The organism is Rufibacter sp. DG15C (assembly GCF_001577755.1).
Taxonomy (GTDB): Bacteria; Bacteroidota; Bacteroidia; order Cytophagales; family Hymenobacteraceae; genus Nibribacter.
The window spans coordinates 1,545,684-1,564,369 of sequence record NZ_CP010776.1; the positions used below are offsets into that span (position 1 = coordinate 1,545,684).

Consider the following 18,686-nt stretch of genomic DNA (forward strand, 5'->3'; position numbering starts at 1 on the left):
ATAAGGATATGATAGAAGTACGCGACCTTCAGAAAAGATACAATGGCGTGACGGTGGTTGACATCCCGGCGCTGAACATTCAAAAAGGCGAAACCATTGGCCTGGTGGGCAACAACGGCGCTGGCAAGACCACCTTCTTCCGGATGATTCTGGACTTGATTCGTCCGTCTGGCGGTGAGGTCTTGAGCAAAGACGTGAATGTGCGCACCACCGAGGACTGGAAGCAGTACACCGGCTCTCACCTAGACGAAGGTTTCTTAATTGACTACTTGACGCCAGAAGAGTATTTCCATTTTATTGGCAAACTAAACGGCTTGAGCCAAGGAGATGTGCAAGCGTTCATGACGCGTTTCCAGGATTTCTTCAACGGCGAGATTCTGGCGCAGCGCAAGTACATCAGGGACTTCTCTAAAGGAAACCAGAAAAAGGTAGGCGTAGCTGCCGCAGCCATGGCAGACCCAGAGTTGTTGATCCTGGATGAGCCGTTCGCCAACCTGGACCCAAGCTCACAGATACGCCTCAAGAACCTCTTGAAAGACCTGAAGAGCCAAGGCATGACCATGTTGATATCTAGCCACGACCTAAGCCACGTGATTGAAGTCTGCGACCGCATTGTCTTGCTGGAGAAAGGCAAAGTAGTGGAGGACATGAAAACCAACGAAACTACGCTCCAGCAATTGGAGAGCTATTTTACGGTGTAGTTATCCACAGTAGAATTTGATTTCAGCCTGCATGCTAAACTAAAAGCAGGCTATTCCTAATAAAGGCGTTTTTGGGCTACTTTCTAGATTATAGACCAAAAACGCCTTTTTCTATATCTATCTGTCCCCAATAAAACTCAATATGAAATTCAAGAAATCTTTAGCGGCTTGCCTCTGGCTGTCCTTGCCTTTTGTGGGCATGGCTCAGCAGAAAGAGAATTTTAACAAAGCCAAGATGGACAGTCTGCTGTCTGTGCTGGAAAGCAAAAACAAGATCATGGGCACGGTGGCCCTATACCAAGGCGGAAAGCCGGTCTACAACAGAGCTATTGGCTATGCCAGCCTTGCTGACCAAAATCAGGAAAAAGCCACTACTGCCACCAAGTACCGCGTTGGGTCTATCTCTAAAACCTTCACGGCTACGCTTATTCTGCAATTGATAGAAGAAAAGAAGCTTGCTCTAAATACGCCGTTGTCTACGTTCTTTCCAGAGTTTGAAAACGCGTCTACCATTACCATTGAGCATTTATTGAACCAGCACAGCGGCCTGATGAGCTTTACCTCAGTGCCTGCCTATGGGTTGTACATGACGCAGCCCAAAACCCAGGAAGAGATGCTGGCGATCATGACGTCCCTGAAGCCTATTTTTGAACCTGGTGCCAAGTACAATTACAGCAATACCAACTATGTACTGTTGGGCTACATTGTAGAACGGGTCACCAAGAAACCGTACGCCGAGGTTTTAAAGAAAAAGATTGTGGATAAACTCAAGCTCAAGGACACCTACTACGGAGGAAAGATAACCCAGGCCAAGAAAGAAGCGGCTTCTTATAAGTTTGTAGACAACCAATGGACCGTTTCCCCAGAGACGGATATGAGCATCCCCCACGGTGCTGGGGCCATCGTTTCTACCACCAAAGACCTGGCAACTTTCATACACGGCTTGTTTAATGGCAAGCTCATCTCTGCTGCGTCTTTAGAGCAGATGAAAACCATGAAAGACGGCTATGGCTTAGGCTTGATCACGTTAAAGTTTAACAACCAGGTGTCTTATGGCCATGGCGGCATTATTGACGGGTTCAACTCTATGATCAGCTATTTCCCAGAGCAGAAATTGACCATGGCTACCACCTTCAACGGGTTAGGCATGAACCCCAGTGATGCACATATAGGCATCTTGAACATTGCATTCAACAAGCCTTACAAGATCCCTTCTTATGAGATACCTAAAGGCTTGGTGCTGGATTTGAGCAAGTATGAAGGCACCTTTGTCTCTAAGCAGTTTCCCTTGAAAGTAACCATGCGCAAGGACGGAGATAAGCTCATGTCACAGGCGCAGGGTCAGTCAGAGTTCATATTAGAGCCCAAGAATGCTCAGAACTTTGTCTTTGAACCAGCTAGCATTGAGATTGAATTCATTGCCAATGAGGCCGGCGTGTATGACCAGTTCACCCTAAAGCAAGGGGCGGGCAAATACCATTTCACCAAAGAATAGAATCTCCTTGGGTGAGTAGAGGCGTTTTTGGGCTATTTCTTAAAAAGTAGCCCAAAAACGCCTTTTTGATGTATGGCGTATACCCATGACATTTGCACTGCTATGGATTCATTGACGCATGCCGCCATTGGGGCTTGTATAGGAGAACTAACGCTGGGGAAAAAGCTGGGCCGGCATGCGCTTTGGCTGGGCGCGGTGGCGCAAAACCTCCCAGACATAGACGTGGTGGCTGCCCTGTGGCTGCCTTTCTCCAAGAACTTGTTGGTGCACCGGGGCATCACGCATTCCTTTCTCTTCGGGGTAGGCTTGGCTGTCTTGCTGGCGGCTTTGCTCAACAGATGGAAGTACACCGGTAACGCAGGTTTTGGGGCACTCTTGCTGTTTTTCTTGGGCCAGATCTTTCTGCATGATCTGCTGGATACCTGCAATGCCTACGGTACCGGTTTGCTATTGCCCTTTCAAGAGACGCGCTTCTCCTGGAATTTGCTTTATGTGGCTGACCCATTATTTACGCTATGGCCTATTATAGCCGTCCTTGTATTAATATTCAGCCACAGAATCAATCCACAGAGCAGAAAGGCATGGGCGGTGATGGGTTTGGTGCTGCCATTGGCGTATCTGGGCTACGCCAACCAGAACAAGGCTACTGTTGAGAGAAGTGTAGAAAGGTCTTTAGTTAGTCAGAGTTTACAGACAAAACATCATTTCATGACGCCTACGGCCTTCAACAGTTGGCTGTGGTACGTGGTGGCGACCTCAGACAGCGGTTATCATATTGGGTACCGTTCGGTGTTTGAGGGAGAAGAAGCTCCCATTGCGTTTACTTTCTACCCAAGAAATGACCACTTATTAGCCGCTCATCCAGACCAACAGGAGGTACAAGACTTGAAGCAGTTTGCAGCGGGCTACCATACCGCACAGCAGAGGCAGGATACGCTGGTCTTTAACGTGCTCCGGTTTGGGCAAGTCTTGGGCTGGCGCGACAACAGTGCTACCTTCGCCTTTCATTATTACCTGCAGCCCAAGCTGGATAACACGTTAGCAGTGCAGAGAGGCCGATTTCAGGGGTGGGATGCCGTCACGGTCAGGCAACTTATCCACAGGGTTTTTAGGCCTCAAGAAGAAAAATCTCTTTAGGGAAATAACATTTATCCACAGTCCATTTCTATGCTAGAGCAGCTTAGATACTCCATACAAGCCTCCCCATTTGATTTTCTACTGGACCAGGAGAACTGGATGACGCTGGGCAGGCTGGTCTATACGGTAGTGGTGGTATTGGTCTGTCTCCGCATTATTTATGACACGCGCTCTACGTCCAAGACGCTGGCTTATCTGCTCATTGCCATCTTTGTGCCGTTTCTGGGAATCATTATTTACTTCTCCTTCGGGATCAACTACAAGAAGCGCCGGCTCTACACCAAGAAGCTGATTGAGGACGAGGTCTTCATGAGCGAGTTGGAGCAACGCGTGACCGCTTACTCAGAGCAGAGCCTACAAAGCAGCAGTCCCGAGGTGAAGGCCAACAAAGAACTCATCAAACTCTTGCTGCGCGACAGCTTTAGTCCGTTGACCGCCGGCAACAAAGTCAAAGTCCTGCTCAATGGTGAAGAGAAATTCCCCGAAGTGCTGGAAGCTCTTAAGCTAGCCAAACACCACATTCACCTTGAATACTACATCATAGACAATGACCGCATAGGCAACCAGATAAAAGACGTGCTTATCCAAAAGGCGAAGGAGGGCGTACAGGTCAGGTTGATTTATGATGACTACGGAAGCCGTTCTATCAGGAGAAAGTATGTAGCTGAACTTGCAGAAGCTGGCGTAGAGGCCCATCCGTTCCATCGGGTGCATTTCTGGTTGCTGGCCAATAGATTGAATTACCGCAATCACCGCAAGATCATTATCATTGACGCCAAGACCGCCTTTGTGGGCGGCCTCAACATAGCAGACCGGTACATCAACAACCTCAAAAAGAAGCAAGCACTGTACTGGCGAGACACCCACCTGCGCATTGACGGGCCGGGCATTTACTACCTGCAATACCTTTTCTTTTGTGACTGGAATTTCTGCTCGGGTCAGTTCCTGCACCCAGAGGAGCATTACTTTATTGCCGAACCTGTAAAAGACGCCCATTGCCGGGTGCAGATAGCGGCCAGCGGGCCAGATTCGCCTACGTCCACTATTCTGTTCTCCTTGCTGCAGTCTATCTATCTGGCGCAGGAGGAAGTGTTGATAACTACCCCGTATTTCATTCCCGGTGAGAGCATTTTAAACGCCTTGTGCGTGGCTGCCATGGGTGGCGTGTCTGTCAAATTGCTAGTGCCGGGCATTGCAGATTCTGCCTTGGTGAACGCAGCGGCATGGTCTTACTATGATGATCTGCTCTTGGCAGGTGTGGAAATCTATCTCTACCAGAAAGGGTTCATGCATGCCAAGACCATGGTCATTGACGGCAACATGTCCATGGTGGGCACCGCCAATATGGACAACCGCAGTTTTGAACTCAACTTTGAAGTGAACGCCGTGGTCTATGACAAGGAAATCTCCCAGCAGCTACACAACGCCTTCTACCTAGACCTGAATGACGCCAAGAAGATAGACCCTGAGGAATGGCGCAACCGCTCTAGAGTCAAGCAACTTTTTGAGAAACTGGCCAGGTTGTTATCTCCGCTACTATAATTGCTAAACATCGTTTTTGGCGTAATTTCTAAGAAACAGGCCAAAACGGTTGTGGATAACTTATAGGGTGAATGCCATTTGGCAGCGTTGTCCGTCTAAGGTAGGGAGGTGTTGCTGTAGCTCTAGATGCGTCTTAATCTCTTTGAACTCCTGCTCTGAGCGGGCCTTTATTTCCTTGCGTTGCAAGGCCTCAATGAAACGGCGCGCGTCTTCAGGGGTTTCTAAGGTAAGGCCGGGCACCAGGGCGGGTTTGTCGTCTTCGCCTTTGGCCACCATGGTAAAGTAAGAGGTGTTGGTGTGCTTGACAGAACCGCTCTTCACATTCTCAGCAATTACCTTGATGCCCACCAGCAAAGAAGTTCTTCCTACATAATTCACTGAGGCCATTAAACTCACTAGTTCACCTACCTCTACAGGCTGCAGAAAATGCACGCCGTCTACCGTCACCGTCACGCAGTAATTACCCGCGTGCTTGGCCGCGCAGGCATAGGCTACTTTATCCATCAAGGACAGCAGGATGCCGCCGTGAATCTTCCCCCCGAAGTTGGCATAGCTGGGAATCATCAGCTCGGTGAGCGTGGTGCGCGAGTGGGAGACAGGTTTGAAGAAGTCTTGGTCTGGGCTAGAAGTGGGCATTTCGGTTTTGAGCTGTTTTCCTAAAAGTAAGGCAAAAACGGGAAATGTCGCTAGACGTTATTCCGGAGACGGGCGTTGATTTCATTGAGCAGCTCTACCTGTATCTGCTGTATCTGGAACATTCTATGGCCTTGCTGCATGAGCAGGTGGTCAATTTTCTCATGAAGTTGGCGTATCTCCAGTTCGGCTTTCAGGTTGATCTGGAAGTCATGCTCGGCGCGCAGGCGATCCTTCTCCTCCTGGCGGTTCTGGCTCATCATGATGACGGGCGCTTGCAAGGCCGCAATGGAAGAGAGGATGAGGTTGAGCAAGATGAATGGGAAGGGATCAAACGGCTGGCCTAGAAAATGGACGACGTTAATGACCATCCAAATGATCAGAAAAGCCAGAAAGCTGAGGATAAACCGCCAGCTGCCCCCAAAATCGGCTATTTTATCTGAGATGCGCTCGCCAAAGGTGAGTTGTTCTGTATATTCTGTCTCTGTGTTTTTGGAGAGGAGCTCATTCTGCGAGATACTGCTCACCACCTCTTGCTCCAGTTCGGTGAGGTGGCCAAACTCCTCTTGCAGCAAAGATTCTACAAAGGCGGTTCTGTACTTGTTGAGCTCATCCAGCGAGATGTAGCCAGATTGGTCCCACTGTGGGTGGTCCTTGAGGATGAGTTCTACCAGTGGTTCGCGCACGGTGTTGGCGGGCATCAACTGGCTTAGCGGCAAGAGCTTGCCTGTGATCTGGCAAGTCTCCACTACCGGAAGGTCTTTCAGCGTAGACATGGGCGTTTGGCTTAAGGTGATGTTCAAAGGATCCTGCCTCTAAACTTCAATTAAGTACGCACTTACGCTGGTGAAAGGTAACTACAAGAACACCACGTCGTCAATCACCGACTCGCCCACTTCGGCGTTGATGAGGGTGAGGACTTTGGCTTTGGCCATGTTGAGTTCGTGCTTGAGTGGGGCAGAGGTGAGGCGCACAAACAGCTTGCGATTGCGCACAAAGACTTCCTGTGTCTTCATGGAGATGGCCCTGCCCATGATCTTCTCCCAGGAGGCCACCAACTGCACTTCGCTCAGTTTGCCGTTGAGTTTGTACGCCCGGAGCATGGCCTCAATGCTGTCTTTCAAAGAGATGGTATCTGCTTTGCGCATGAAAGGGCTTCTGGGGTTCAACGGGCGTAATGACATAGTTTTTGCGGGTAAGGATGCTGGGTTCTGGACTGCTAAGGTAGCCGTTTAAACCGCCCCTAAATCCTTTTACGGCAGATGAATTTATCCACCCGGTTATCCCCAGAAATACGCTAAGTTCTGCACCTTCGTTTTTGCCCTGATTCTCAGAAAGTAAGGCAAAAACGACATTTGGAGTTTTACGAATGTTCCTCGGCCACAATCCTCTGGTAGTCACTTCTAGTGAGTTTCCAGCGGTTGACCTCCTGTTCAAAGTTGAGCGAGCCGGGTATGGTGACATAGCGTTTCTCAAACGTGAAGCCTACTTTCTCTAGCGTCTTGTTGGGAGCCACGTTGAGCGCATAGGGCTCGCAGTAAATCTCTTGCAGTTGCAGGTTCTCAAAAAAGAAAGGCAGCGATTTCTTAACCAGCTCCGTGCCCATGCCTTGTTGCCGGGTCTCAGACTGCCACAGGTGCAAATGCATGTACGCACTCTGCCCGAACTGAATGTTGTTCACATTGCAGTGGCCCACGGGTTTGCCGTCTACCAGCCAGATCAACGCGTACGCCATCTTCTCTGTGAGTGGCAATTTTAGTTGGTGGGTAAGCATCTGGGTAAGCCCTTCGCGAGAGGGGAGTTTTTGCAAATCCACGCCCATGCTCACCAGAAAGTCTGGGTCAGACTTCAGCCAATAGTCCGCGATGAGGGGAATGTCATCTGCCTGCAGTTCTCTTACTTCTAAAGATGCATCCATGGGAGTGGGGATTTTAGAATTCAAGGTAACCGTTTTTAGCCTGTTTTCCAGAAAGTAAGCCAAAAACGATAAAATGGTTATGTTAGGTATTCCCCATCCCATGGTTCTTGAAAAGAGATAGTAGAGCTGGGTTGTAAATCAATGGAGCCAGTTTCTGAATCAGGGATCAGCCCAAAAATCACACCATCAATCTTCACACTGAAAGGTTTCACTTCAATATCTGTGTATTCTACCTGACCAAGCTCTCGCACCATTTCTTCTAGTACGGTATAAGTATCTACCTCCTGCAAATCAGCGGTTATTCCCGTAAACTTTGACTTGGTTTCTACATGGTTGCCCGCTTTATCAAACAGATGAAGAATAGCATACTCTCTCCGGTATTTTGCCCAATCCTCATTTTTAAAACTGCCAAAAGGTTGCGAGAAATAGAAGGTCTCATACGCCCAGAATAGTTTTCCATGGCTGGTTTTGCCCAAGAAGTGCGTATGGTAATCCTCCATTCTATTGATTGGAAGCTTCTTCGGGAATTTAGATTTTCTAAACCAGGAGAACATAAGCGTTTGTTTTCAGTTAGATATCCTCATCCTCAATGGTCTCTGCTTTTCCCTCAGAGATTCTGAACCGTCTAATGTTGTTGGAAAGCGGTTGCAGAATCTTGTCTGTTCTATCCAAGTGCGTGTCTGTCAGGAAAATCTGCCCGAAGGTATTGTTGGCAACCAGTTGCATGAGGTGCGTGATACGCTTTTCGTCTAGGCGGTCAAAGATGTCATCTAATAACAGCAAGGGTTTGTTGTCATTTTTCTGGGCTAGGACCTCAAACTGGGCCAGCTTAAGGGCAATGACGTAGCTTTTCTGCTGGCCTTGGGAGCCGTAGTTCTTCACGCTCTTATCCGCCATCAAGAATACAAAATCGTCTTTGTGCGGGCCCACGGTGGTACGTTGCAAAAGCAAATCCTTTCGCTGGCTTTGGTCCAAAAGGTAGGCGTAGTTCTGCCGAATGAGTTGGCTCTGGTAGCCCAGCGTGACCAGCTCAGAGGAGCCGGACAAGTGCTGGTAATGCCGCTGGAACACCGGTTCAAAGGTCTCTAGGAAGGCGGCGCGGCGTATGCTTAACTCGGTGCCTAGCGGCATCAACTGCTCATCCAGAATCTGCAGGTACTCCCGGTCTATGTAATTCTTCTCCGCGAACTGCTTTAACAAAGAGTTGCGCTGCTTGAGGACGTAGTTGTATTGAATGAGCAGGTCTAGGTAGGAATGGTCCAGCTGCGCCATGAGGGAATCAAAGAATTTGCGCCGGTCTTCGCTTCCTTCCCTAATCAAATCTGTATCATACGGCGAAATCAAGACCACCGGAAACTGGCCCACGTGCTCACTCACGCGCTCATAGGGCGTTTTGTTGAGCGTGATGATTTTCTTCTGACCGGCTTTCAAATAGCACTGTACGGCGCTCACTTTGTCATTGCTCACAAAACGGCCGCGCACTATAAAGTAGTCTTCTCCGTCCTTGATGTTCTGCAGGTCGGTGCCCGTAAAGGCGCTTTTGGTGAGGGACAGGTAATGGATGGCATCCAGCAGGTTGGTCTTGCCGCTGCCGTTGTCACCTATAAAGCAGTTGATGTGCGTGGAAAAGGGTAGCGTGGCTTCCTCGTAGTTCTTAAAGTGGAGCAGGTGTAGATTTTCGAGGACCATTAATTTGTTTCCGGTATTTTTCTTAATTTCGCATGTTTAACACCTGTCGGAACATAGCCTGTAGCAGATCTTTAGAGAAAAACTACTAATACGTTCTGGCCCCTGACTTAACTAGTACGCACAACAGACATAAAGTATGGCGGAGACGAAAGACGCGAAAGCGAAGAAAGCAAAGGTAAACGCTGCCCCTGCATTTTCAAAAGAGACCTACATGCGCTGGTATGAGATGATGCAACTCATGCGCAAATTTGAGGAAAAAGCCGGCCAATTGTATGGTCAGCAGAAAATCAAAGGTTTCTGTCACTTATACATCGGTCAGGAGGCTTGCGCTGCCGGTGCCATCACCGCGCTTACCAAAGATGACAAATGGATCACCGCCTACCGTGACCACGCGCATCCGCTGGGGTTGGGAACGTCGCCAAACGCTGTTATGGCTGAGTTGTACGCCAAGGCCACGGGTTGCTCTAAGGGGAAAGGTGGATCTATGCACATCTTTGACAAAGAGGTAAACTTTGTAGGCGGTCACGGGATTGTAGGTGCGCAAGTGCCTATGGGGGCTGGTCTGGCCTTCGCAGAGAAATACAACAAGACGGGCAATCTGTGCATCACCTATATGGGGGATGGTGCCGTGCGCCAAGGTGCGTTGCACGAGGCCTTTAACATGGCCATGCTGTGGAAACTGCCGGTTATCTTTGTGGTAGAAAACAACGGCTACGCCATGGGTACTTCTGTGGAGCGCACGTCTAACGTAACTGATCTTTATAAACTAGGTCTGGCCTATGACATGCCCTCAGAGCCGGTAAACGCCATGCGCTGCGAAGACGTGCATGAGGCCGTAGCCCGTGCCGCTGAGCGTGCCCGTGCTGGTGAGGGTCCAACCTTCCTGGAGTTTAGAACCTACCGTTACAAAGGTCACTCCATGTCTGACCCGGCTAAGTACCGCACCAAAGAAGAATTGGAGAGCTATCGTAATCAAGATCCAATTGAGAGCGTTCGTTTTACTATCTTGGAGAACAAATTTGCCACAGAGCAGGAGTTGGAAGAGATAGACAACAAGATCAAAGGGCAGGTGCAGGAGTCAGTGGAGTTTGCTGAGAACTCGCCGTATCCAGATCCAAAAGAGTTGTACACAGACATTTACGTAGAGGCTGACTATCCTTACCTAATGGACTAAAACCTTGGCGCTGCGGGAACGGTCTGTGAAAACGGGTGGTTCTTGGGGCTAGCAAGGCGAACACAAAGCAAAAAAACTTATTATCTTATATTACTGATGTCAAATAACACAATGAAGCAAGAAAGCGAATTCGAGCTAGTGGAAAACCCAGATGCCCTGGCGAATCGCCTTGTAGGCGGGTCCGAAGATTTTGTGAACCGTCACAAGAACTTGCTGATTGGAATTTTTGTGGCTATTGCCGCCGCCGTGGTAGGTGGGTTCCTGTACTACCAGAACCAGCAAACCAAAAACCAAGAGGCGCTGGCTGCCATGTTCCAGGCAGAGTATTACCTAGAGTCTGACTCTCTGGCCAAAGCCATCAACGGTGACGGTCAGTATGACGGTTTCAAGAAAGTGGCAGATGAGTACGGAAGCACCAAAGCCGGTAACCTGGCCAACTTCTACGCGGGTGTAGCCCTCTTGAAGGACGGTAAGTTTCAAGACGCCCTGAACTACCTAGAGAACTTCAAGTCTGATGATTTGTTGCTACAGGCCCGCGCCTACAGCCTGCAAGGTGACGCCAACCTGGAACTTGGTAAGAAGGAAGAAGCTGCTGAACTGTACAAGAAAGCCGCCGATCACAAAGCCAATGAGTTCTTCACGCCGCAGTATTTGATGAAAGCTGGTGTGGCGCTTGAGTCTGCCAACAAATACTCAGAGGCCGCTGAGGTGTACAACCGCATCATCACAGACTACCCTAGTGCCCCAGAAGTAAACGATGCCAAGAAATACAAAGCCCGCAACGAGGCTTTGGCTACTAGCAAATAAGTTTCTTTCATAAGAAACCCAAAACGGTTCGGTGGGGAGATTTTCTCTCTAGCGAACCGTTTTTTTATGCATTTTTGCGTAGAACCGTTTTTGGCCTTATTTCCAGAAAACAAGCCGAAAACGGCCTTTCGCCCAGAAACCTATCGTCCCCTTAAAACTAGAAGAACGCATGGCCACCAGCCTAAAAAACTTAAGCGACTACAACTCAGATAAGCTGCCAGACATCTCTGGAAAACGGTTTGGAATAGTGGTTGCCGAGTGGAACAAAGAAATCACCGACGCCCTTTGCAAAGGCGCTTATGAAACCCTGTTAAAGCACGGCGCCCGGCCAGAGAACATTCACCGCAACACCGTACCCGGCAGCTTTGAGTTGACTTTGGGCTCGCAATACTTGGCCATGAGCAATGAGATTGATGCGGTCATTGCGCTGGGTGTGGTGATTAAAGGCGATACCAAGCATGATGATTACATCTGCCATGCCGTTGCCAAAGGTCTTACAGACGTAGCCTTGAAATTCAACAAGCCCGTCATCTTTGGCTTAGTGACTACCAATGATGAGCAGCAGGCCAAAGACCGCGCCGGCGGAAAGCACGGCAACAAAGGCGTAGAAGCCGCTATCACCGCCATCCAGATGTTAGCCTTGCATAACTAAGGTTATTCACGGCTTTTAAACAGAAAGACCCTCAGATATCTCTGAGGGTCTTTCTGTTTTCATGGTTTACAGAGGTTCGTTTTAGCCTATTTTCCAAGAATCAGGTTAAAAACGATTATTGCTTTATAAGGAATTCTTTAAAATCTAAGACCTAGGGCAATGCCGGCTCTTGGTATCCAGCCGTTGTAGGCCGCGTCTTCTATTTGTTCTTCGTCTCCGTATTCTGCTTTCACACTACCGGCTGTGTACTCTGGGCCAATAAAGATGTCAAAAGATACTTTCTCTTTAAAAATCCATTGACGTCCGGCTATAAGTCCTCCTCCAAAGTTAGTGGCGTTTCCTTTGTAGTCATCAAAATCTCCGCCTTCTACTTTAAAGTTCATAAAACTCACAAACGGAGCCACATAAAAGCCGTCTGGGGCGGGAGTATCTGACAGGTATACCCGGTATTCTGGGGTAATGCCGTAGCCAGACAAATCCCCGATCTTGGTGAAGAAAACTCCCAACTGTAGACTTTTATCTTCCTTGATCACATGCTCAAAGTAAAAAGACCCTGTCTGTATAAAAGGGGTAAGGAGATTGGTTTTGATAAGGTTGTTCTGCGCCTGCACAGGTTTAGCCGTTACGGCCAATGCGCACACTAGCGCCAGTAAGAATAGCTTTTTCATGAGTAAAAGGGTTTAGGTAGTAGGTTTTATAGAGATAGGACAGAGAAGCTGGTCAAGAGCCCTATATCCTATGGTAAGATAGGTCTTTTGGCTGATAAACTGCCATTGCCTACATGTATAATGATTAGGATAATACTAGGAGATCAAATCTGACTTACTACAAAGGTATTACCATAATGCTCGCTATAAATAGTCATATACATTTCTTAAATTTTTTATAGATTCATTCTATAAGTAGGGGTATTCATATAATACTTTTAAATTTTCTAATCCTTTTTTATGATATGGTAGTAAATACTTGAAGCACAGGCTTTTCTTAGCCCTTCCCCCTTGCTATTTCACCCTTAACTTGTTGGTATGAGATGAACGCTACTAAATTTTATTGGGGATTCTTATTTCTTCTCTTCTGGGTGCAAGCAAGGTCTTTTGCCCAATCAAATTGTGTCACCACCTTAACCACCACTGGATCAAAAACGCTTTGCCAAGGTGGGCAAGTGGTCTTAAAGGCAGGCTATCCTAAAGCTACCACATTTGTATGGTACAAAGACGGGCAAGTAGTTTCTGGTGAATCAAAGCAGGAGATGGCCATTCATGTGCCAGGTACCTATGCGGTAAAGGCAGAGGATGCCTCTTGCCCAAATGCAGCTAAATCTAATGAACTGGTCATTACGCAGTCTATGGGGCGAATCATCCCAGATTTTGCCATACCCACAGACACCGTCTGCTCGGGTACAATGGCGACCTTTATTAATAAGTCTGTGGGTCAGAACCTGCGCTATTCCTGGGACTTCGGGGACCCAGACTCTGGCCCGTTTAATGTGTCTTCTTCTCCCAATCCTTCACATAAGTATACCTCTGTGGGGGGCGAGGTGACGGGCTACATTGTTACCTTGAGAGTAAGTTCGGCAGATGGGTGTAGCGCGGTCATCCAAAAGACGGTGTTGATCAAGCAGGAGCCTGAACCAGCTCTAATAGACTTGGTAGCCCAGTTTGACAACTGTGCCAATGTGGGTGCTAACAATGGGGCCTTCACCGTGCAGGTCTCTGACGTGTCCATTACCAAAGAAAGCAACGCAGAATACCACATTGACTGGGGTGACAGCACTGAGGAATTCTTCTCAGACAAGTCATTCAAAGCAGTACCGCATACCTATGCCAAGGAAGGAGTGTATTTCTTGATAGTGACCGTGATTGGCAAAAACGGGTGCAAGGCGTTTAAGGAATACACCATCAAGAACATTGGCAAACCCGAAGGCCTGGTCCTCAGGGCGCCGCCCACTAAGCCCGATGGGTGCGGCCCTCATTCCATCACCTATACCCTCAACCAACCCAATAACGCCAAGAGTACGCTGTATACCATTGATTTCGGCGACGGCAGTCCCTTGTTACGGTTGCCTCATCCGCCGCCTGCCACCATCACCCACGTCTTTGACAGCGCGTCCTGCGCCGTGCCTAGCAAGCGGTTCACCATCCAGACCACTGCCAACAACGCCTGTAAAACCACCATGAACACCTTTAAAGGTCCCGAGGTCTACAAAGCCCCAGTGCCGTACTTTAGTGTGAGTAATAATGGGTCAAGCTGTGTGAACCAGCCGCTGGTGTTTAAGAACATTTCTGAGGTAGGGGCCAATACAGACTGCTCCAGCACAGTGCAATACACCTGGGATTTTGGCGACGGCACCAAGATAGGTCCCTTCACCGACACCAACGGCTCCAAGCCGGAACAGACCCATCAATACACCAAGCCCGGCACGTACACCGTCATCCTGACCGCGCAAAACGGTTGCGGTGCGTCAGAGATGAAACGGGAGATCTGCATTAGTACCGCCCAGGCCGCTTCCTTTGCCATTGAGAAACCTACGGCCAATAGCTGCGCCACTGACGTCTTTAAACTGAAGCCTCTCTTGAATCTGCCTCCCGGCGGCTGCACCGACAGAAAGTTTAAGTGGGCCATAGCCCCAGCGCAGGGCATGCAGTTTGTGAACAATACTACAGACAGCTCTGAAGTGGCTCAAATCTCCTTTATAACGCCTGGGGAGTATAACATAGTACTCACAGTGACCAACGGCTGCGGGGTAGAAACGGCCTCTCAACAACTAAAGGTAATTGGGAAGCCACAAGTGGCCTTTACTCAGAAGCAAGTGGTGTACTGTGCGCCGCAAAAGGTCAAAGTGGGCGTAGACGGCTCCCAGCATGCGCTCTCTATTGCGGCTACTGGCGCTCCTATCACGTCCTATAAATGGATTCTTACTAATGGGGCTACTTTTGCGCAAGGCAGCTCGGCTGGGTCAGCTACGCCAGAGATTGTCTTCCCAGAAAAAGGCGAGTACAAACTAAGCTTGGTAGTTTCTGGTGCCTGCGGCCCCGCAGACACTACCTCGCAGGTGCTTTCCTTCTTTGACGGCAACCAGGCGCTTTCCTTGGCAGGTGATACGGTTATCTGTGAAGGCAAAGCCGCTATCCTAAGCATGCGCAATCCGGTGGGAGTGTACAAATGGTATTGGCAAGCCACCGGTGGCACTCCATTCTACACCGGGGCAATTTACACCACGCCTCCCTTAACCAAATCCATCACCTGTTATGTAGAGGAAGAGAGTACTTTGGGCTGTGTGAGTTCTACTCGCAAAGAGGTCAAAATCCATGTCTACCCGGCGGCTATTGCCAATAAACTGAGCCTAACGCAACCTGTGCAATGCGCTGGGGAAGCTCCAACGGTTATTGCGGGCACAGACCCTGCCAAATCAGATTTAACCTATACCTATAGATGGCAGATGAGCGAGGACGGGTTCCACTTTGTGGAGGCTGCCGGTGCCAATAAAGGGAAAGACTATCAAGCGCCCGCGCTCACCAAGGACATGTGGTTTAGACGGATTGTGCTAGGCGGCCATTGCTTTGAAGCAGTCAGTGATACCGTGAAGATAAGCCGCGTCACCAAGCCTGTGGCTCCCGTGCTTTTAAGCAAAACCGTGTGCGCCGGCGAAGCGGTGTCTCTACAGGTAGTCTCACCCAAAACCCAGGAGGTTTACAAGTGGTTTACCCAAGCCTCCGGCGGCACCGAGCTGGGAGAGACGGCCACCCTTAACTTACCCAGGGTCTTAAAGGACACCACTTTTTATGTACAAGCCAACAACCTGGGCTCTACCTGCGGAAGCGATGTCAGGACCAAAGTCACCGTGAAGGTCTTGCCCGCCTTGGTCAACAATTCCATCTCAGGGGACCAGAGTATTTGTCCGGGGACAAGCTTGGCACCTTTTGTGGGAAGCTCACCAGCGGGCGGCAATGGTACTTATTCTTACCAATGGGAATACAGCGCAGACAACCAAGTGTACGTCCCTGCACCAGGAGTTAATCAAGGAAAAGATTACGTACCGCCAACACTAGACAGGACCACTTGGTTTAGACGGGTCGTCGCTTCGGGCAACTGCTTCAGTAGCGCAAGCCAGCCTGTTAAAATCACGGTGTCACCGCCTATTGCCAACAACAGCATTGGCGGCAACCAAGTGGCCTGTGAAGGGCAGGCACCCAAAGTCATCTGGGGAACGGCAGCCACCGGTGGTAATGGTGTCTATGCCTATCTCTGGGAGTCAAGCGATATTGGACCAACAGGCGGATTTGTGCCAGCCCCAGGCCTGAATACAGGCAAAGATTACCAGCCGCCGCAGGTCAATGACACCAGATGGTACAGAAGAGTGGTTACCGCTGCGCCTTGCCAACAGCATATCAGTGCGGCGGTAGAAATCAGAACAGAGCCACTGCCTAAGCTTAGCTCCTTGGCCCACTTGAACCAGAAGGTGTGCGCCGGGCAATCTGCTAGGTTTGAATTGGCCAATTCTAAATGGCAATACAAATGGTATGACCAGGCAAAAGGCGGCGTGGTGTTACACACGGGCAACGTCTTTATTTCACCCAGGCTACAGAAAGAGGCGGTCTTTTACGTAGAGGCTATCTCAGAGAGCGGCTGCGTGAGCTTAGGCCGGGAATCGGTGAAGGCAGAAGTAGTACGGCCAGAAGTCATGGCTGGCGCTGATGTCTCTGTTCTGAAAGGCCGAGGCGTCCACCTGAGGGCCACTGCCACCCCGGCAGCTGGCGGTAAGTTCCTTTGGTCACCCGCGGCTGGATTGCAATCCCCGGAGGGGGCGGATGTAGTGGCCAATCCTGAACAAACGACTACTTATACGGTCACCTATACCTCGCCGGAAGGCTGCACAGTCTCTGACCAAGTAACGGTAGAGGTCACACCTAATCTTTTTGTGCCCAATGTCCTCACCCTGAACAATGACGGCATGAACGATGAATGGGACATCAAGAACATAGACGCCTATCCAGAGTGCAAAGTAGAAGTGTACAACCACTGGGGCAGCCTGGTCTTTACCTCCAACGGGTATAAAACGAAGTGGAACGGAACCTACCAGGGCACGCCATTGCCGGTAGCCGCTTACTATTATATCATCCATATCAATGCGCAGGAGAAACCAATTACGGGCAGTGTAACCATTGTGAAGTGATGAAAGCAGTAAGAGGAGTGTGCGCCGCTTTGTTGGTATGGAGTTGCGCAGTAGGGACCGGCTTTGCCCAAAAAACAGACTATTACAGCCAGTACATGGTCAACAACCTGCTTATTAACCCAGCAGTGGCGGGTATTGAGAACTACATAGATGTCAAGAGCTCCATCAGGAAGCAGTGGGTGGGCATTGACAACAGTCCGTTCTCTGTCTACTTAAGCGCCAACGCGTCCATTGGTCACAATGACCGTAACGTGGGCCGGAATAGAATGTCCAGAGACGCTGCTTATTCTAATAACCGCGTTGAGCATAACAACAAGTTCTATGGGGTGCGTCCGCATCATGGCGTGGGCGTGGTGTTGCAGGCAGACAGGATGGGGTTGTTACAGTCGCAGGCCATGAACCTGGTGTACGCGTACCATATTCCCCTCACCAAGGCCATCAACTTCTCACTGGGGGCTTCGGGGGGATTTGCGCGGCAGTCTTTTAACAGCGCTCGCGCCGAGGTGAACGATGTCATGGACCCATCTTTGAACGGTCATAACATGGCCACCTTTAAGGCAGATGTGAGTTTGGGCGCCTGGATTTATACCCGAAGAGGCTACATAGGCTTCACCGGGGCCCACCTGATCAAAAGCGGCGATGACTTCAACAGTCCGTTTCTCTCTAATCTGGCCATCAGCCTGGAGCCTGTGTACGTAGCCACGGCGGGTTACCGGTTCCAGCTGCAGCGATACGTAGCCATTGTGCCCTCTGTGCTGGTTAGAAAGATGGTGGAAGGCCCCTGGATGACTGATGTGAATGCCCGCGTGGAGTATGACAACCGGGTTTGGCTGGGAGCGTCTTACAGGGATAGAAGCGCAGTTTCTGTGATGGCCGGCGTGAATGTGAACCACCTGTTCAGCGTAGGGTATGCCTATGACTGGACCACTTCCAGCCTTTCTGAAGTGAACGCCGGAAGCCATGAGGTGATGCTGGGCGTACGCTTGAAAAATTCTACCAGAGCCCTATGCCCGCAGTGGGTTTGGTAAACCTACTTATCTTTTAATGCCGTTTTTGGCCTGTTTTCCAGGAAATAGGCCAAAAACGGCATTTTTTATTATTTGAGTCTGATTTTAGAATAGTAGCTATAGCTACGGTTACGCTATTCAAATTCAGGTAGAACCTTTCCAGTAACACCCTTTCTCCAGCCCCCTCTGCAAACTCATCTCCTCTTACCGGCTTACCAACGTATCACTCATCCTCCGGCGCCATTCTTTCAGCAGGTGAAATCAAAGTGCGAGCCTTATTCACTGAAGTTGAACGGGTTTTGGGTTGAAACTCGTTTCCTCATCAAATCTAAGCTACAGCTTGTCTTCCTAAAAGGTACAACCCTGTTCACAGTGCATGCAACCATTGGCTTGCCAAAAGGCTCTCTCAACAATAGAATCCATTCCCAGGTCATTAACCATTTCCGTTTTTAGGGTATTATGGAGAAAACAGGCCAAAAACGGAACAGGTAAAGCGGCCTGTGGGATGAATAGGGCCAACAAAGCACCTGAAATTGTAAAATGAAGCTATCAATTTGAACTACTGCATAGTTTTCAGAAATAATAGCTGTATTTTTGCGCAAAATTGTAACTCCCCCAACCTATGTCTTTTACCTAAATAAGAGGTAGGGTATTGAGGGCAAACGGCGTCAGGTAGGACCAAGGCCAACAACACAAAAGGCCAAACGTCGTAACCAAGCCCGAGCCTTAAAAGCATTTATACTAACAAACTATAGCAA

16 protein-coding genes are annotated in these 18,686 nt (G+C 49.4%); 9 read left to right on the top strand and 7 right to left on the bottom strand.

The annotated features are described in order from the left end of the window. Positions 1–8 precede the first annotated feature (8 nt). The 4 genes from TH61_RS06510 (at position 9) to cls (ending at position 4,875) form a co-directional block, all read left to right on the top strand. On the top strand, positions 9–701 hold the full coding sequence (locus tag TH61_RS06510) for an ABC transporter ATP-binding protein (protein ID WP_066507480.1): 693 nt from the start codon (positions 9–11) through the stop codon (positions 699–701). A gap of 142 nt (positions 702–843) precedes the next feature. Then, positions 844–2,196 carry a serine hydrolase gene (locus tag TH61_RS06515; RefSeq protein WP_066507481.1) on the top strand — a complete coding sequence of 451 codons (1,353 nt, stop codon included), beginning with the start codon at positions 844–846 and terminating at the stop codon, positions 2,194–2,196. Between the two features lie 72 nt (positions 2,197–2,268). After that, positions 2,269–3,333, top strand: coding sequence for a metal-dependent hydrolase (locus TH61_RS06520; protein WP_066507483.1), 1,065 nt, complete (start codon positions 2,269–2,271; stop codon positions 3,331–3,333). A gap of 30 nt (positions 3,334–3,363) precedes the next feature. Beyond that, complete coding sequence (gene cls / locus TH61_RS06525; protein WP_082780316.1) at positions 3,364–4,875, top strand: cardiolipin synthase; 1,512 nt, start codon at positions 3,364–3,366, stop codon at positions 4,873–4,875. Positions 4,876–4,935: 60 nt separating this feature from the next. On the opposite strand, the gene TH61_RS06530 is transcribed toward cls, so the two are convergent. The 6 genes from TH61_RS06530 to TH61_RS06555 form a co-directional block, all read right to left on the bottom strand. Next, positions 4,936–5,511: an acyl-CoA thioesterase gene (locus TH61_RS06530; protein ID WP_066507486.1), complete on the bottom strand. Its 576-nt coding sequence runs from the start codon at positions 5,509–5,511 to the stop codon at positions 4,936–4,938. A 50-nt stretch (positions 5,512–5,561) separates the two neighbouring features. After that, complete coding sequence (locus TH61_RS06535; RefSeq protein WP_066512580.1) at positions 5,562–6,284, bottom strand: DUF1003 domain-containing protein; 723 nt, start codon at positions 6,282–6,284, stop codon at positions 5,562–5,564. Between the two features lie 81 nt (positions 6,285–6,365). Beyond that, entirely contained in the window at positions 6,366–6,692 is a 327-nt protein-coding gene (locus TH61_RS06540) for a DUF721 domain-containing protein (RefSeq protein WP_197464110.1), read from the bottom strand. A 179-nt stretch (positions 6,693–6,871) separates the two neighbouring features. Continuing rightward, positions 6,872–7,426, bottom strand: a complete 555-nt coding sequence (locus tag TH61_RS06545) for a GNAT family N-acetyltransferase (protein WP_066507489.1) — start codon at positions 7,424–7,426, stop codon at positions 6,872–6,874. A gap of 77 nt (positions 7,427–7,503) precedes the next feature. Then, positions 7,504–7,980, bottom strand: a complete 477-nt coding sequence (locus TH61_RS06550; protein WP_197464111.1) for a hypothetical protein — start codon at positions 7,978–7,980, stop codon at positions 7,504–7,506. A 16-nt stretch (positions 7,981–7,996) separates the two neighbouring features. Beyond that, complete coding sequence (locus TH61_RS06555) at positions 7,997–9,115, bottom strand: DNA replication/repair protein RecF (RefSeq protein ID WP_066507506.1); 1,119 nt, start codon at positions 9,113–9,115, stop codon at positions 7,997–7,999. Between the two features lie 136 nt (positions 9,116–9,251). Between TH61_RS06555 and pdhA the strand changes: the two genes are divergently transcribed. The 3 genes from pdhA to ribH all read left to right on the top strand — a co-directional run bounded on the left by pdhA (position 9,252) and on the right by ribH (position 11,748). Then, the gene (gene pdhA / locus TH61_RS06560) at positions 9,252–10,289 is read left to right on the top strand and encodes a pyruvate dehydrogenase (acetyl-transferring) E1 component subunit alpha (protein WP_066507509.1); all 1,038 of its coding nucleotides are present in this window, start codon (positions 9,252–9,254) and stop codon (positions 10,287–10,289) included. 111 nt (positions 10,290–10,400) lie between these two features. Beyond that, positions 10,401–11,096, top strand: coding sequence for a tol-pal system YbgF family protein (locus TH61_RS06565; protein ID WP_231862313.1), 696 nt, complete (start codon positions 10,401–10,403; stop codon positions 11,094–11,096). A 169-nt stretch (positions 11,097–11,265) separates the two neighbouring features. After that, positions 11,266–11,748 carry a 6,7-dimethyl-8-ribityllumazine synthase gene (gene ribH, locus TH61_RS06570; protein ID WP_066507516.1) on the top strand — a complete coding sequence of 161 codons (483 nt, stop codon included), beginning with the start codon at positions 11,266–11,268 and terminating at the stop codon, positions 11,746–11,748. 137 nt (positions 11,749–11,885) lie between these two features. Here the strand turns inward: ribH and TH61_RS06575 are convergent, their stop codons facing one another. After that, complete coding sequence (locus TH61_RS06575) at positions 11,886–12,416, bottom strand: DUF3575 domain-containing protein (RefSeq protein ID WP_066507519.1); 531 nt, start codon at positions 12,414–12,416, stop codon at positions 11,886–11,888. Between the two features lie 362 nt (positions 12,417–12,778). Between TH61_RS06575 and TH61_RS06580 the strand changes: the two genes are divergently transcribed. Further along, entirely contained in the window at positions 12,779–16,921 is a 4,143-nt protein-coding gene (locus tag TH61_RS06580) for a PKD domain-containing protein (protein WP_082780317.1), read from the top strand. Then, positions 16,921–17,949, top strand: coding sequence for a type IX secretion system membrane protein PorP/SprF (locus TH61_RS06585; RefSeq protein ID WP_066507528.1), 1,029 nt, complete (start codon positions 16,921–16,923; stop codon positions 17,947–17,949). Before TH61_RS06580 ends, TH61_RS06585 begins: the two co-directional genes overlap by 1 nt. Positions 17,950–18,686: the final 737 nt, after the last annotated feature.

What these genes read in the sequence shown, in the direction of transcription:
- TH61_RS06510 (WP_066507480.1), top strand. Translation starts at nt 9, where the DNA reads ATGATAGAAGTACGCGACCTTCAGAAAAGATACAATGGCGTGACGGTG.
- TH61_RS06515 (WP_066507481.1), top strand. Translation starts at nt 844, where the DNA reads ATGAAATTCAAGAAATCTTTAGCGGCTTGCCTCTGGCTGTCCTTGCCT.
- TH61_RS06520 (WP_066507483.1), top strand. Translation starts at nt 2,269, where the DNA reads ATGGCGTATACCCATGACATTTGCACTGCTATGGATTCATTGACGCAT.
- cls (WP_082780316.1), top strand. Translation starts at nt 3,364, where the DNA reads ATGCTAGAGCAGCTTAGATACTCCATACAAGCCTCCCCATTTGATTTT.
- TH61_RS06530 (WP_066507486.1), bottom strand. Translation starts at nt 5,511, where the DNA reads ATGCCCACTTCTAGCCCAGACCAAGACTTCTTCAAACCTGTCTCCCAC.
- TH61_RS06535 (WP_066512580.1), bottom strand. Translation starts at nt 6,284, where the DNA reads ATGTCTACGCTGAAAGACCTTCCGGTAGTGGAGACTTGCCAGATCACA.
- TH61_RS06540 (WP_197464110.1), bottom strand. Translation starts at nt 6,692, where the DNA reads ATGTCATTACGCCCGTTGAACCCCAGAAGCCCTTTCATGCGCAAAGCA.
- TH61_RS06545 (WP_066507489.1), bottom strand. Translation starts at nt 7,426, where the DNA reads ATGGATGCATCTTTAGAAGTAAGAGAACTGCAGGCAGATGACATTCCC.
- TH61_RS06550 (WP_197464111.1), bottom strand. Translation starts at nt 7,980, where the DNA reads ATGTTCTCCTGGTTTAGAAAATCTAAATTCCCGAAGAAGCTTCCAATC.
- TH61_RS06555 (WP_066507506.1), bottom strand. Translation starts at nt 9,115, where the DNA reads ATGGTCCTCGAAAATCTACACCTGCTCCACTTTAAGAACTACGAGGAA.
- pdhA (WP_066507509.1), top strand. Translation starts at nt 9,252, where the DNA reads ATGGCGGAGACGAAAGACGCGAAAGCGAAGAAAGCAAAGGTAAACGCT.
- TH61_RS06565 (WP_231862313.1), top strand. Translation starts at nt 10,401, where the DNA reads ATGAAGCAAGAAAGCGAATTCGAGCTAGTGGAAAACCCAGATGCCCTG.
- ribH (WP_066507516.1), top strand. Translation starts at nt 11,266, where the DNA reads ATGGCCACCAGCCTAAAAAACTTAAGCGACTACAACTCAGATAAGCTG.
- TH61_RS06575 (WP_066507519.1), bottom strand. Translation starts at nt 12,416, where the DNA reads ATGAAAAAGCTATTCTTACTGGCGCTAGTGTGCGCATTGGCCGTAACG.
- TH61_RS06580 (WP_082780317.1), top strand. Translation starts at nt 12,779, where the DNA reads ATGAACGCTACTAAATTTTATTGGGGATTCTTATTTCTTCTCTTCTGG.
- TH61_RS06585 (WP_066507528.1), top strand. Translation starts at nt 16,921, where the DNA reads ATGAAAGCAGTAAGAGGAGTGTGCGCCGCTTTGTTGGTATGGAGTTGC.